Here is a 13,615-nt window from a genome sequence, read left to right on the forward strand (position 1 = left end):
GCCAGGCTCACGGCAGGAACAACCGCAGCGCGGCCTGCGGATTCGAGGGGAAATAGAAATGCACGAAGCTGGCGGTCAAACGGCGATCGCGGTAGACCGCTTCGCGGCTGGGACCGCCGTTGGGATTGGTGGCTTCGGCCAGTGCCGTCGCCTCGATATCCGCCTGCGCATAGTGGAACGTGTGGCCGCGCAATGTGCCCTCCGGCAGGTCCACCGATTGCAGGCCCAGCGCCGCCAGCCGTGCCTGCAGCACCGCCTCGCCCGCAAGCAGGCCTGCCATCGGCGCACGCTGGCCATCCTTGCCGGTCAACGCACCCAGCGCATACAACATGCCACCGCATTCGGCCAGTAGCGGTTTTCCGTCGTCGCGGTGCGCATGCAGGACGGCTTTCAGATCCTGTCGTTGCGACAGGGCATCCAGATGCAGCTCGGGATAGCCGCCCGGCAGCCAGATCGCGTCGCAATCCGGCAGCGGGTCTCCGGCCAGCGGCGAGAAGAAGCGCAGTTCGGCGCCCGCCGTCCGCAGCAGATCCAGGTTGGCCGGATACAGGAAGCAGAATGCGGCATCGCGCGCCACGGCGATGCGTCTGCCACGCAGCAGATCGGGCACGGGTGCGGGCGCCGCCGCGGCGAACTCCACCGCCGGCGGTAACACCGTACTGGCATGGCTGGCCCACGCGTCGGCCAGCGCGTCCAGCCGCATATCGATGTCGTCCAGTTCGGCCGCGGCGACCAGGCCCAGGTGCCGCTCCGGCAACGCCAGCTGCATATCGCGTGGCAGTGCGCCAAGCCAATGTAGGTCGGCCGGGAGGCTGCCACGCAGCAGATCGGCATGATGGGCGCTGCCGATGCGGTTGGCGGCGACGCCATGCACGGCCAGGCCTTCGCGGTAACGCGCCAGCCCGACCGCCAGCGCGCCGAAGGTCTGTGCCATCGCGGAGCCGTCGATCACCGCCAGCACCGGGATGCCGAGTGCATGGGCGAGATCCGCGCTCGAGGGCACGCCGTCGAACAACCCCATGACGCCCTCGATCAGGATCAGATCGGCCTCGCCCGCCGCGGCGTGCAGGCGCGCACGCGCGTCCGCTTCGCCGGTCATCCACAGATCCAGCTGATAGGCCGGTGCCCCGCTCGCACGCGCCAGCACCATTGGATCGAGGAAGTCCGGACCGGTCTTGAATACCCTCACCCGCCGGCCCTGGCGGGTGTGCCAGCGGGCCAGCGCGGCGGTCACGCTGGTCTTGCCCTGCCCCGATGCGGGAGCCGAGACGAGCAGCGCGGGACAGCGGTGGGTCATGGCATTCATCGCTAGAGTTCGATCCCGTGCTGGGCCTTGATGCCGGCCTTGAACGCATGCTTGACCAGGCGCATCTCGGTGACCGTATCGGCGGCGTCGATCAGCGCCTGCGGCGCGCCGCGCCCGGTGATGACCACATGCTGGCGCGGGGGCCGCCCGGCGAGTGCGGCCAGCACGCCTCCCAGCGGCACGTAGTCCTTGTTCAGCGCGATATTGAGTTCATCGAGCAGGACGAAATCATAGGCCGGATCCGACAACATGCGCGCCGCCTCGTTCCAAGCGGCGGTGGCCGCGGCGATGTCGCGCTCGCGATCCTGGGTTTCCCAGGTGAAGCCCTCGCCCATCACCCTATAGTCGAGGTCCTCGCCGAAACGACGGAAGAACGCCTCCTCGCCGGTGGAGAAACTGCCCTTGATGAACTGCACCACCCCGCAGCGAAAACCATGCCCCAGGCTGCGCGCGAGCATGCCGAAACCGGAAGAACTCTTGCCCTTGCCGTTGCCGGTGTTCACCACCAGCACGCCACGGTCGATGGTGGCGCGGGCGATGCGGCGGTCGACCAGTTCCTTCTTGCGCCGTGCGCGTTCGCGGTAGTGCGCGTCCTCGTCCAGGCCGCGCCGTTCACTGCCCCGGCTCATGCCGGCGTGCCCGACCGGCTGGCGGTCCGCATGAACAGGCCACGGATGCCCGCCCGCAGGATGAAAGCGGCGCCCACGTAGCCGGCCAGCGTACCGAGGGCACGCGGATAGTAATGCGGAACACGCGCCAGGAATCCGGACAGGGTCGGCTCCGGGTAGCGGCCGGAGAAGAAGTAGAAGCCGCCCTTCGACAGCAGGTACGCCACGCTCGCGGTCACCACCAGCGCCAGCGCCAGGCGCGGCACCGTGCGCCAGTGATCGCGGTGCAACCCGCGGTACACATGGCCGCCCAGCCACAGTGCCGCATAGGCGAACGCCAGCGCCCAGTATGCGGGCGACAGGCACCAGTCGGTGATGGTGCCGTTGGCGAGGCTGCTGAAGTCCAGCAGCGAGGACAGCAGGAAGAACGCCGGTAGCGTCCACATCGGGCGCAACAACGCACCGACCAGGAAGAACACCGCCCACGATGCGCTGGGCAGCGCATCGACGCTGGCGAAATGCTGGCCGCGGGTGGCGATCATCAGCAGTGCCAAAGCGATGCCCGAAAGGACCTGGGCGCGGTGGGAAGCCAGTGGCAGAACGGAAGCGGAAGGGGAAAGCGAGGTCATGACGTTCTCCTGATCAGGCGCCGATGGCGCGCCGGCGCCGGGCGGACCGCACCAGCGCATGCAACAGCAACGCGCTGGCGACGTAGACGAGTGTGGTCCGCACGAACAGCGGCCCCCATTGCCAGACCCGCGACAGGTACTGGGGCCATTCCGGTTGCGGATAGCGTCCTCCCATCCAGTAGAAGGCGCCATTGGAAATGGCGAACGACAACGAGGCGCAGGCCAGCGCGACCAGCAGCGCGCCGGACAGGCCACGCCAGTCCGCGCCCATCCGCGGCGCCCACGCGCGACCGCCGTACCACAGCACCGCATAGGCGGGCAGCAGGAAGGCATAAGCCGGGGTCACGCAGAAATCGCTGACACCGGCCAGTTCGATCGCGGCCCAGTCGATGGCCACGGCCAGACCCAACAGGCCCAGGAACGGCAGGTGTCCACGCAGGTACAGGCCACCGAGGAAGAACAACGCCATCGATGCGTCCGGCAGATGCAGGACATCGCCGAAATGATGGAAGCGCGTGGCGATCATGAAGGCGGCGAACGTACCGAGCAGGCCGAAATGGAGGGAACGCGACAGGGGTTTCATCAGGGTCTCCGCGCGGGGTTCAAGGAGTGACGGGCTGGTAACGCAGGGTCAGCAGCCAGGTGCGACCGGGCTGGTTGTACAGCGCGGCGGTTTCGTAGCGCTTGTCGAACAGGTTGGCCGCCGACAGTTGCAGGTTCCAGGACGGCGCGAATGCGTAGCCGACGCGCAGATCCGCCAGTCCGTAGCCGCCGAGGTGGGTGGTGTTGGCCAGGTTGTCGTAACGCTCCCCTGCCCCGGTCACGCTCGCGCCCACGCTGAACCGGCCGAAGCGGCGATCCGCGTCGATGCGCCCGCTGCCGCGCGCGCGGCGCGGCAGGACGTTGTCGTGGTTGGGATTGTCGCCATCGTTGCGCGGATCCAGCCGGGTCAGGCTGGCGCGCAGATCCCAGTCCGCCACGCGCACGCCGCCCTCGGCCTCGATGCCGCGGATGCGGGCGCGATCGATGTTGTTGGGCCCGCCGGAATCGCCCAGCGAGGCGTCGAAGGCAATCATGTCGTCGATGCGGGTGTCGAAGGCGTGCAGCGCCCAGCGGGCCTGGCCGTGTTCACCGCGCAGGCTCAGCTCGAAACTGCGCGACGTCTCCGGGCCCAGTTCCGGATTGCCGTAGCCGGGGAAGTACAGCTCGTTGAAGGTGGGCGCCTTGAACGCGGTGCCATAGCTCGCTCCCAGCCGCAGCCGCTCGGTGAAGTTCCAGCCCCACAGCAGGCTGCCGGTGGTCTCGCCGCCGAACTGGCTGTCGTCGTCGCGGCGCACGCCGGCCTGCAGCGAATGCTTGCCGAAATCCCGCTGCCACTGGCCGAACAGGCCACGGTTGATGCGCCGGTCGCGCGCATAACGGGTGTTGCTGTCGATCTCGTCACCGGACCAGTCGTAGCCCAGGGTCAACAGTCCCTCGCCCGCGTCGATATCGGCCTGCAGCGATCCGAGCCTGCGACGGGTGTCGAAATTGGAGGAATAGACGCCATCGAGGAAGTTCTCGCTCAGATCCGCGCTGGCGCCGACGCTGGCGGTGAGGCGCAGCCCGTCAACGGGCGCGTAGCGCACGCGTCCGCCGACCACCTGCTGGACCGTATCGGCTTCGTTGTTGAGGCTGCCGTCGTACTCGTTGCGTCCTTCCGCGCGGAACACACGCAGTTCGGCATCCCAACGTTCGTTGAAACGATAGCCGCCCTGCAGGCTCAGCGAGCGGCTGCGGTAGCCGTCGCGGTCGGGATCGAAGTTGCGGGTTCCCCGGTAGGCGTTGATGCCGTCGGTGTCCTCGTGCCCAGCCTGGACCGCGTACCACCCGCCGCGAGCGGAATCGCCCGTGCGGCCACCCACGCCAGCCGATATCCGGCGGGTGCGCTCGCTGCCGATGGCCGCGCTGAAGTTGGGAGTGAAGGCGCCGTGCGGACGGCGGGTGAAGATCTGGATCACGCCGCCCAGCGCCTCCGAGCCGTACAGGCTGGAGAATGGCCCGCGCACGATCTCGATGCGTTCGATCTGCTCGACCGGGATGTCCTGCAACGATGCGCCGCCGCTGGTGGCCGAACCCAGCTTGACGCCGTCCACCAGCACCAGCACGTGATCCGATTCGGTGCCGCGCAGGAACACCGAGGTGGACTTGCCGGGCCCACCGTTGTTGGCCAGCGAGAAACCGACGCGACCGGTCAGCAGATCCGGCAGCGAGGCCGGTTGCAGGCGTTCGATTTCGGCGCGATCGATGACGGTGACCGCGGCCAGGGCCTGATCCTGGGTCTGCGCGGTACGGCTCGCGGTGACCACCACGCCATCGAGATCGGTGGGACTGTCGGCGAACGCCGGCGCGACAAGGGAAAGGGAAGACAGCAACGACGCCGCCAGGCGATGGCGACGGAAGAACGATTGCGGATGCACTGACACACTCCTTGACCGCGCCTGCCCGCGCGGGAACGTTGGATGAGGACAGGCGGAAAGAGAGTGCTATGGCAGCCCGACAGGGATCGGGCCCCATGACATCGCCCACCGCATGTCACGCCGCTCAAAGGCCGGTCTCCGGGCTCGCGAGTGAAGCGTGGCCGTGGGCCGTGCTTCCGATCCGCGCCTTCCCATGCATCAAGCACAGTGGCTGTTTGCGGACCTTGTCTCGCCTACCGTTGCGGGGGCAGCTCCGGAATTGCCGATCATGCAAGCACGAACAGGCGCACCGGATTCCCGTTTCAACCACCGGCCAGGCCGGCGGTCACCTCAGGCGGCGCGAGTATAGCAGTTGGCGGGAGCGTCGCTCCGGTGCGCATCCGGCACCGGAGCGATGGCACGCGGGCCGTCAGCGGCCGGCGGGCGTGGCGGTGTCCTCGCGATGCAAGGCGACCGGCACCGACTTCACCCGGGCGTCCAGCGACTTGACCACGTCGGCGGTCAGGTCGTGGCTCATGTTGCCGGCCAGCACGGTGCCGCGATCGATCAGCACGCCGCAGCCGTGGCGCTTGTAGGCCTCGGCGATCACCGGCTGCGCGGCGTTGGAGATCTGCTCGAGGGTGGCCGCGCGCGTGGCCTCGATTTCGCGCGAGCGTTGCGCGGCGCGCTGCTGGACCGCCTGCGCGTCCTGTACCGCCCTGGTCTGTTCCGGCGTGAGCTTGTCGGGAGCGACCTTGCCACGCAATCCCAACCGCAGCAGTTCCGCTTCCGCGCGCTCCTTGTCGCGTTCGATTTCGGCCTGCGCATCGGTGACCAGCTTCTGCAACTGCGCGCCGGCGTCCTTGCCGGCGGCGGCGTTGGCGAACACCGCTTCGCGGCTGAGAAAACAGACGCCGGCCACCGCCGGGCCTTCCATCGACGCGACCTCATCGGCGGCATGGGCGGCGACGGCGGAGGACGCCAGCAACACGACCGCGGCGCAACGGGAAATCAGGGAACAATCAATCGACATGGCGATGTCCTGGATTCAAAGGGAGGGAAGGAAGAACGCTCAGGGCGCCAGCAGATCGCTGAACCGGCCCAGCGAGGCCAGGTGGAAATGCACCAGCGCCAGCCAGCCCTTGCGGTGCCAGTCGAGCACCACCGCGTCCGGCAGCGCGTTGAACTTCTCCGCATCGACCACGTGGAACCCATCGACGCTGGAGCGGCGGCCATCGGCAAAAGCGATGTTGGCGCTGCGTTCGATCAGCAGTTCCTGTTCGGCCAGGGCTGCGGTGAACCGGCGGGTCGCCTGATCCTCGCGGGTGAAGGTGTCGCAGAACTGCAGCGCCTGCCGGGTCAACTCGCTGGGCTGGCCGTCCTCGAACAGCGGACTGCCCTCCTCGCCCGACGCGATCACCGCGTCCGCGCCGGCATCGATGGCCAGCACGTAGCCTTCCGGATCCCGGGTCTGCACGAACACGAACGGATAGCGGCGCACATAGGCCGGCACATAGGCGTGTTCCACCCAGGCGTCTTCGACGACGAAACGGTTGCGACCGGCTTCCACGCCCAGCACCGCGATCGGGGTGTGGTCCGGGCCGGCGAACACCAGCGGGTAATTGCGCGACGCGGCGGCGAATTCGCCGATGACCACCGGCACGGAATTGCTGGCGGCGGCGAAACCGGCGCCGGTCGGGCGCACCCGCCATCCGGCGTGTTCGACCGAGGACAGTACGCGCGGTTCGCGGTAGAACAGCGGCCAGGCGCTGGCGTCGGCGCCGGCGGCGGGATTCGACGATTCGGTTTCGGAAGTCTGGGTCATGTCTTTTTTTCCATGGATTGCGTTGGCCGGATGCCGGAGCGGCTCACGCGGGCGGCTCGAACCTGCCGCGCATGGCGTACAGGAGCTGCTTGCCCTCGATGAAGGATTCGATGCACTCGCCGATGTCCTCCGGCGTCTGCCCAGATTGCCGCAGGACCATTTCAACCATGTGCCGGTTGATGTCCGAGTCGTGCTGTCCGCCCCAGACCTTGATCGGCAGGTAGAACCCCAGCGGAACCTTGCCGCGGGTGATCAGGACCGGACCGTCCGCCACCAGCACGATTTCGGCGAATCTGTCGGTGAACTTCCTCAGCGAGATGAAGCGTTCTTTCACGTCGGCATGTCTTGTTTCGGGAAACCGACCGCTTCCCCGTCGGGAAAGCGGTCGATCGCCGGGCTCAGAACCCGGCGTTGACCTCCAGCTGGAACACGTCGATGGCCAGCGGCGCGCCCATGATCTGCTTGGCGGCCATCCAGCGGCCGGTGAGCCAGACGTTGCGGTCGAAGGCATAGGCCGCGCCCAGGGTGTAACCCTTGGCGTTGGTGCCGCCCAGATGGAAGTTGGAGTCGTTGAACCCGTCCGGCAACGCGTCCGGTTCGATGTGCTTGTAACCCAGCCACAGCTGCCAGTCGCCGGCCTGCTTCAGCGCCAGATCCCCGAACGTGCCCTGCACCAGCCAGGCGGTGTCCCCGCTCTTGAGGTCGGCCACGGTGGGGGTGGCCCCGGCCGGCGCGGCCAGGTTGGTGACCAGGCCGCCGCGGGCGCGGGTCCACATCGCCTGCGGGTCGTAGGCGGTGTTCTTCAGCCAGTGGCCTTCCAGGCGCAGGCGGTGGTCGGCCAGCGCCGGGGTTTCCCAGCTCAGATTCACGTCCACCAGCTTGAAGGTCGAAGCCAGGCCCACGTACTGCGGCAGCGGAGTATTGGCAGGATCCAGCGGGTCCAGGGCGATGTTGCGCAGGAGCATGAGGGTATTGCCCTTCTGCATGAACGCCGGGCGGGTGCCGTCGGTGCTGCAGACTTCGGCGCCGGCGTACAGCGCGCACGGCGCCGAGTACTCGCCGGAGATGTTGCGGAACTGGTAATAGGCCAGCGCCGCGCGCAGGCGCTGGTCATCCCCGAAGCCCCAGTCCAGGCCCACCTGCAGGCCGTTGAGCCACTTGTCGCGGCTGGCTTGCTTGTCCTGGCTGGTGGCCGGGAAGTTGTCGGCCGAGTACTCCAGCGGGCTCAGGCCCAGGCTGGCGAACAGGGTCGGTCCGCCTGCGCCCAGGGCGTGTTCGTACCGGGCCGCCACGCCGTCGAAGTTCAGATCGTTGGAGAACAGGATGTCGGTGGACCAGTACGGATTGGCGAAACGGCCGCCGGTCAGGGCCAGTCCCGGCAACGGCGACCAGGTCAGCCAGGCCTGATCCAGCCAGGCGTCCTTCTTGGCCAGGCCTCCGCCCAGGGTCTGGGTGGTGGACACCGGGCTGGTGTCGTTGCCGGTGGCCAGGCGCACGCCGGCGCGGGTGTGTTCGCCCAGCTGCGCCAGCACGCCCAGGCGGGCGCGGATGCGCCAGGAGTTGTTGCGGTCCTGGCGGGTGTTGCGCAGCGGCGGCAGGTCCAGGTTGGTGTTGGGGTTGATGTCGTAGCCGGCGCCTGCGTTGATGCGTCCCCAATCGGTTTCGATGGTGCTGTTGCTTTCGGAGAACAGGCGCGATTCGTTGCGCACGCGCACGTCGCCGGTGAGCTGCACGCGCTGGGTCCATTCCGGTACCGCGTCGGGGGCGGCCCAGCGTTCGGCGCGGGCTTGCGCCAGCACCTCGGCCTTGAGCTCCTCGCGGATGCCTTCGCGCACGGACTCGGAAATGTAGGGCACGCGCACATCGCCCGGTTCCAGCGCGGGGCCGGCCGCGGCCGGCGTCCGCGCGGCGGCTTCGCGGCGGGCTTCGTCCAGCAGCGCCTGGCCCACTTCGGGGGTGAGCGCGCCGCTGTCGATGAGGCCGCGGATGAGCTTCATCATCGTGCTGTCGGGCGCCGGGGCGTCCTGTGCGTGGGCGGTGGACAGAACCAGGGCCAGGGCCAGGCCAGCGGCCAGGGTGGCCAGGGGCCGGGCGCTACGGGAGGGGGAACGGGTCATGGAGGGCTCGCAGGGAAAAGTCATCGGGAAAATGAAAAGCGGAGGGGCGGCGGTTTCAGCCGGCCGGGCGACGGCCCTGCACCAGCACGCGGGCCGGGAAGACCAGCGAGGCCGGCGGGCGTTCGTCCAGGCGGCCGACGGCGCGGATGGCCTCCAGCACCGCCTGATCGGCGTCGGGGTTGCCGCTGCCGCGCACCAGTTCGACCCGGCTCAGTTCGCCGTCGGGGCCGAGCCAGACGTGGAGGGTCAGCTGGAAGGCCAGCGGGCGCAGGCGTTCCTCGCGGGCCACGGCCTGCTGCAGCACGTAGCCCAGGTAGCGGCCGTAGGAGGCGTTGCCGGCCCCGCCGGCGCCGGTGCCGCTGAGGCCACCGCCGCGGCCGGACTGGATGCCGAAGTTGTCGCTGCCGGCCTGGGCGTCGGTGTTCATGGTCACCGGGTCGGCGGTGTCCGGGGTCGGTGCCTGCTCGGTGGGCTTGGGCACGTCCTCCAGCGGCTCGGGCTCGGGCATCACCTCTTCCGGTTCCACCTCCGGCTCGGGTTCGGGCTCCGGTTCCGGCGGTGGTGGTGGCGGCGGTGGCAGGGCGAGCATCGGCACCGGGGTGACCGGACGCTTGGTGCTGGCGGTGTCCTGGAACAGCACCCACCACCCCAGCAGCGCCAGCGCCGCCAGTGCGCCCAGCCCGCCGAGCCATCGGGCCCAGCGCGCCGCCTGGAGGGTTCGGGTCGGGGGCCGATTCATGCGCTCACCCCGGCACCTTGCCGGTGACCAGGCCGACTTGGGTCAGTTCCAGCTTGCGCAGCAGATCCAGCACCTCCACCACCCGCGCGTACTGCACCTGCGCGTCGCCGCGCACGATGACCGGCAGGTCCGGGTTGACTGCCTGCTCGGTGCGCAGGCGCTCTTCCAGTTCGGCCAGGCTCACCGGGTAGGCGTCCAGGAAAATCTGCCCGGCGTTGTCGACCGTGATGGCCTTGGTCTGCGGCTTCTCCAGCGCCACCGAGGCGCTGGCCTTGGGCAGGTTGACCTCAATCCCGGGAATGGTGGCGTTGCTGGTCAGGATGAAGATGACCAGCACCACCAGCAGCACGTCCACGAACGGAGTGACGTTGATGCCCTTCTCGCGCTTCTTGATGCCTCGCTTGGCGGCCATGGACGCGCTCCTCAGGCCCGCACCGGGTGCAGCACCGGCGGCGTGGCGCCGGCGGCGTCGTACTCCTCGGCCAGGCGGGCGCTGAACTCGTCCACGAACACCGCCATGTCCGCGCCGATGGCCTCGGCGCGGGCGGCCAGCCAGTTGTAGCCAAACAGCGCCGGGATGGCCACGCCCAGGCCGGCGGCCGTGCACAGCAGCGCCGCGGCCATGCCCGGCGCCACCGAGTTGATGTCCACCGCGCCGGCCATGGCCGCCACCGCGAACACCAGCATGATGCCGATGACGGTGCCGAACAGGCCCACGTAGGGCGCCCCTTCAATGGTGGTGGACAGCCAGTTCATGCGCTGGCTCATGCGCGTGTTCTCGCGGATGACCTCGGCGTCCATGGCCGCACGGATCGCCGCCAGCGCGGCCGCGCCCAGGCCGTGCGCATGCGCCTGCCGGCCGCCCAGTTCATCCATCGCGATGGCGTACAGCCGCCACAGCGAGGAGGCCTGGCGCACGTCCTCGCCCAGCGCGCCGGTGCGCGCGCGATCCTGCAGGGCGGCCGCGGGCTGGCCGGCCACCTGCTGGTACTGCGCGGCGAAGGCCGCGTTGGCCCGCGCCATGCGGCCGAAGTAGCGGCCCTTGGCCAGCATGATGGTCCAGGACAGCAGCAGCATCAGCGCCAGCACGATGACCACCACCCAGGCGTCCACCGGCATGGCCTTCAGGATGAAGCCGAAATGGCTCACGCCGGCGTTCTGCTCGTCCGGCCCGAAGGCGGTCAGGCGCGAGGCCGCGCCCTGCGACAGCGCCTCGGCCCGCAGCAGGCCGGCCGGACGCGCGACCTTGGACACGCGCACCTCGTCCACCGCGCCGGTGAAGGGCTGGGCCGGCGGCAGCAACGCGCCCACCTCCAGCGACGCCACGTCCGCGCCGACCTGGGCCGGACCGGCCAGCGCCGGCAGCGGGGTGGCCAGGCGCACGGCTTCGCGTCCGCCCACATACAGCACCACCCCGGTCGCGTCGGCAGTGAGCGCCAGGTGGCTCCACTGCCCGCTCGCCAGCGCCGGCACCGGCGCGCTGCGGGTCTGGTCCACCTGCACGAACGGCACGCCGTTGTCCACGCCCAGCAGCAGCCCGTGCGCGCCGTCGCGGCGCACGTACACCGTCTGCACCGGTCCGGCCTGGGCCGGCTTGACCCAGGCCGAGACGGTCAGCGGACCGCCGGCCGGCACCGCCAGCGCGGGCGTGGCCGGCAACTGCAGCGGCGTGCCGGCGAGCTGGGCGCCGCGACCGATGACCGCCCCGTCCAGCGGGGTGAACGTGCCGCTGGCGTGGTTGGCGTAGGCGGTGGTGTCCTGCGCCGGGGCGCCCTTGCCGGCGAAGTGGTACACCGCCGTGTAGTCCGGATCGAACACCAGTTGGCCGTTGCCGCTGGCCGGTGCCTTCGGGTTGCCGTAGTACATCCATACCGTCTGCGCGGTGGGGTTCACCGCCGGCACGTCGACCCAGATGAGCGCGATGCCCAGGTCCGCGTCGTACTGCTCGACCTGGTGGTTGAGCACCGTGCGCCCGTCGGCGGCGATGAAGCGCAGGTCCTTGCCACCCTCGGCCACGCCGTCGAAGGCGAAGTTGCCGGTGTGCAGCCGGACGAGCACCGGCATGCGCCCGGCGCCGGCGCCCAGCCCCGCACCCTGCGGGCCGGCGTCGATCGTCAGCGGTTTGCGGTATTTCCAGTCGGTCTGCCACCAGCCGGTCTCGGCGCGGGCCGGGCCGAGCACCGACAGGCCCAGGCACAGCAACAACAAAGTCAGGACGCGTTGCATGGATGCATCTCCAGAAAAATAGGGAACAGAAAAAATTTGGCGGTCAGTAGCTGGCGCCGACGCTCAGGTGCAGGCGATCTGCGCCGCGGGTGGTGGTGGGGCCGTCCAGCAGGGTGTGGCCGTAGTCCAGGCGCACGTTGAAGTGCTCGGTCACCTGGAAGCTGGTGCCAAACCCGATGGCCGCCAGCGACGCTTCCCGCTCCTGCTCCGGCAGCGGCCGGCGCAGGCCCAACCAGGCCCCGTCCAGATAGCCGTGCACGCGCCAGTCGCGCAGGCCCCAGCGCGTCACCGGCGCGCTGCGCCACTCCAGGGTGAACAGCGCGCCGTAGTCGCCGATGGCCTCGGCCGAGCGGTAGCCGCGGGTGGTGAACATGCCGCCGGCAGCGAACTGCTCGCCGGACACCAGCGGCTGGTCGGTCAGCTGCGCCGACACCCGGGCGAACCACTGCGCCCCGCTCTTCAGCGTCCAGGTGTCGCTGACCTCGGCCTTGAGCGCGAAGAAGCTGGCGTCGGCGTAGGCGCGCTTCCAGTCGAAGGCGGCCGCGTCGCTGCCGTAGCCCAGCAGGCTGCGCGCGCCGAACACCGCCTGCAGGCCCAGCGCGAACTGGTGCCGCTCGCCCTGCCGGAACCCGCTGTAGGCCAGCGTCACCGGCGCGTATTTCAGCGGCGCGAAGTCAGTGGCCATCCCGGTCAGGGCCACCGCCTCGTCCATATCCTTGAAATCCACCCCCACCGCCAGCTGATGCCACCAGGCCCCCTCCGCGGCCAGGGTGCGGCTGAGCTTGATGCCCAGCGCATGCCCCTTGCCGGTGACCTGGGTCGCCCCGCTGGACACCACGTTGCTGTCGGAGCGGTAGCCGGCCACTTCCAGCTCCCAGTCCGGGTCGCCCACCGGCAACCGGTAGCTGCCGGAGATCACGCTGGCCTCGTCCGTGTCCTGGGGCGCGGCGAACCAGGTCAGCGAAGCGCTGTGCCCACGCTGCCACAGGTTGTCGTGGCCGACCGTCAGGATGCTGCGCGCGGACGTGGTATCCACGCTGTGATCGTTGTTGAGGGTGGCGCTGAACCGCCACGGTGAGGCGTCGTCCACCTTCAGGTCCACGTCCATCGTGCCCTCGGCGGCGCCGGCCTTGACCAGCGGCACCACCTGCCGGCGCGGCGTGCGGTTGAGCGCGGCCAGTTCGGCCTGCGCGCGGGTGAAATCCGGCACCTGCCCCGGCGCCAGCGCCGGCACCGCCGCGCGCAGCCGATCCGGATCGTGGTGGCGCGCGCCTACCACGTTGACCGCGCCCACCCGGGTCTGGGTCACCTGCAGCAGCACCACTCCGCCGCTGACCTGCTGCGCCGGCAGATCCACGTATACCGACTGGTAACCGCGTTGCTGGTAGGCCGCCTGCAACGCCGCCCGCGCCGCTTCCGCGTCGGCCAGCGTCCGCCCCGGGCCCAGGTACGGGCCCACCGCGGCTTCGATCGCCCGCGCGTCCAGCACGGTGTTGCCCCGCACCCGGTACTCCAGCAGGTTCACCCGCGCCTCGGGCGCCTCGGCGGACGCCGGTGCGGCGGGCGCCTGTTCCTGGGCGAACGCGGGAACCCCGCTCGCCAGCATGCACAAGCTCAACGGCGCCAGCAGTGGCGCCTTCTTGGTTGGGAACATCGGTTCGGTTCTCAATGCGGAAAGAAGAGCGAAAGCGATTCGTTGTCGGCCTTCGCCGGGTGAGGTCGCCACG

General features: G+C 69.6%; 13 protein-coding genes and 1 riboswitch. All 13 genes read right to left on the minus strand.

The window, feature by feature from the left end; translation table 11 throughout:
* Nucleotides 1-7: 7 nt before the first annotated feature.
* The 13 genes from AC3DE2_RS05350 to AC3DE2_RS05410 all read right to left on the minus strand — a co-directional run bounded on the left by AC3DE2_RS05350 (nt 8) and on the right by AC3DE2_RS05410 (nt 13,542).
* Nucleotides 8-1,297: a cobyrinic acid a,c-diamide synthase CobB gene (locus tag AC3DE2_RS05350; RefSeq protein ID WP_488425375.1), complete on the minus strand. Its 1,290-nt coding sequence runs from the start codon at nt 1,295-1,297 to the stop codon at nt 8-10.
* 11 nt (nt 1,298-1,308) lie between these two features.
* Entirely contained in the window at nt 1,309-1,935 is a 627-nt protein-coding gene (cobO, locus tag AC3DE2_RS05355) for a cob(I)yrinic acid a,c-diamide adenosyltransferase (RefSeq protein ID WP_295383380.1), read from the minus strand.
* Nucleotides 1,932-2,543, minus strand: coding sequence for a hypothetical protein (locus AC3DE2_RS05360; RefSeq protein WP_488425376.1), 612 nt, complete (start codon nt 2,541-2,543; stop codon nt 1,932-1,934). Before AC3DE2_RS05360 ends, cobO begins: the two co-directional genes overlap by 4 nt.
* Before the next feature lie 13 nt (nt 2,544-2,556).
* Entirely contained in the window at nt 2,557-3,126 is a 570-nt protein-coding gene (locus AC3DE2_RS05365; protein ID WP_488425377.1) for a hypothetical protein, read from the minus strand.
* 19 nt (nt 3,127-3,145) lie between these two features.
* Nucleotides 3,146-5,002 (minus strand): TonB-dependent vitamin B12 receptor, encoded by a 1,857-nt coding sequence (gene btuB, locus AC3DE2_RS05370; protein ID WP_488425378.1) that lies wholly within the window; start codon nt 5,000-5,002, stop codon nt 3,146-3,148.
* 111 nt (nt 5,003-5,113) lie between these two features.
* A riboswitch (cobalamin riboswitch) is annotated at nt 5,114-5,350 on the minus strand.
* A gap of 61 nt (nt 5,351-5,411) precedes the next feature.
* Nucleotides 5,412-6,014 (minus strand): OmpH family outer membrane protein, encoded by a 603-nt coding sequence (locus tag AC3DE2_RS05375; protein WP_488425380.1) that lies wholly within the window; start codon nt 6,012-6,014, stop codon nt 5,412-5,414.
* A gap of 39 nt (nt 6,015-6,053) precedes the next feature.
* On the minus strand, nt 6,054-6,806 hold the full coding sequence (locus AC3DE2_RS05380) for a SapC family protein (protein WP_488425381.1): 753 nt from the start codon (nt 6,804-6,806) through the stop codon (nt 6,054-6,056).
* A gap of 43 nt (nt 6,807-6,849) precedes the next feature.
* Nucleotides 6,850-7,140, minus strand: a complete 291-nt coding sequence (locus tag AC3DE2_RS05385; RefSeq protein WP_295377576.1) for a hypothetical protein — start codon at nt 7,138-7,140, stop codon at nt 6,850-6,852.
* A gap of 64 nt (nt 7,141-7,204) precedes the next feature.
* The gene (locus AC3DE2_RS05390) at nt 7,205-8,923 is read right to left on the minus strand and encodes a putative porin (protein ID WP_295377577.1); all 1,719 of its coding nucleotides are present in this window, start codon (nt 8,921-8,923) and stop codon (nt 7,205-7,207) included.
* A 55-nt stretch (nt 8,924-8,978) separates the two neighbouring features.
* On the minus strand, nt 8,979-9,662 hold the full coding sequence (gene tolA / locus AC3DE2_RS05395) for a cell envelope integrity protein TolA (protein ID WP_295377581.1): 684 nt from the start codon (nt 9,660-9,662) through the stop codon (nt 8,979-8,981).
* Between the two features lie 4 nt (nt 9,663-9,666).
* On the minus strand, nt 9,667-10,074 hold the full coding sequence (locus AC3DE2_RS05400; protein ID WP_295377583.1) for an ExbD/TolR family protein: 408 nt from the start codon (nt 10,072-10,074) through the stop codon (nt 9,667-9,669).
* 11 nt (nt 10,075-10,085) lie between these two features.
* Entirely contained in the window at nt 10,086-11,888 is a 1,803-nt protein-coding gene (locus AC3DE2_RS05405) for a DUF2341 domain-containing protein (RefSeq protein WP_488425384.1), read from the minus strand.
* 43 nt (nt 11,889-11,931) lie between these two features.
* On the minus strand, nt 11,932-13,542 hold the full coding sequence (locus tag AC3DE2_RS05410) for a ShlB/FhaC/HecB family hemolysin secretion/activation protein (RefSeq protein ID WP_488425385.1): 1,611 nt from the start codon (nt 13,540-13,542) through the stop codon (nt 11,932-11,934).
* Between the last annotated feature and the right edge of the window lie 73 nt (nt 13,543-13,615).

This window comes from Pseudoxanthomonas sp. 68-E7 (genome assembly GCF_057773145.1).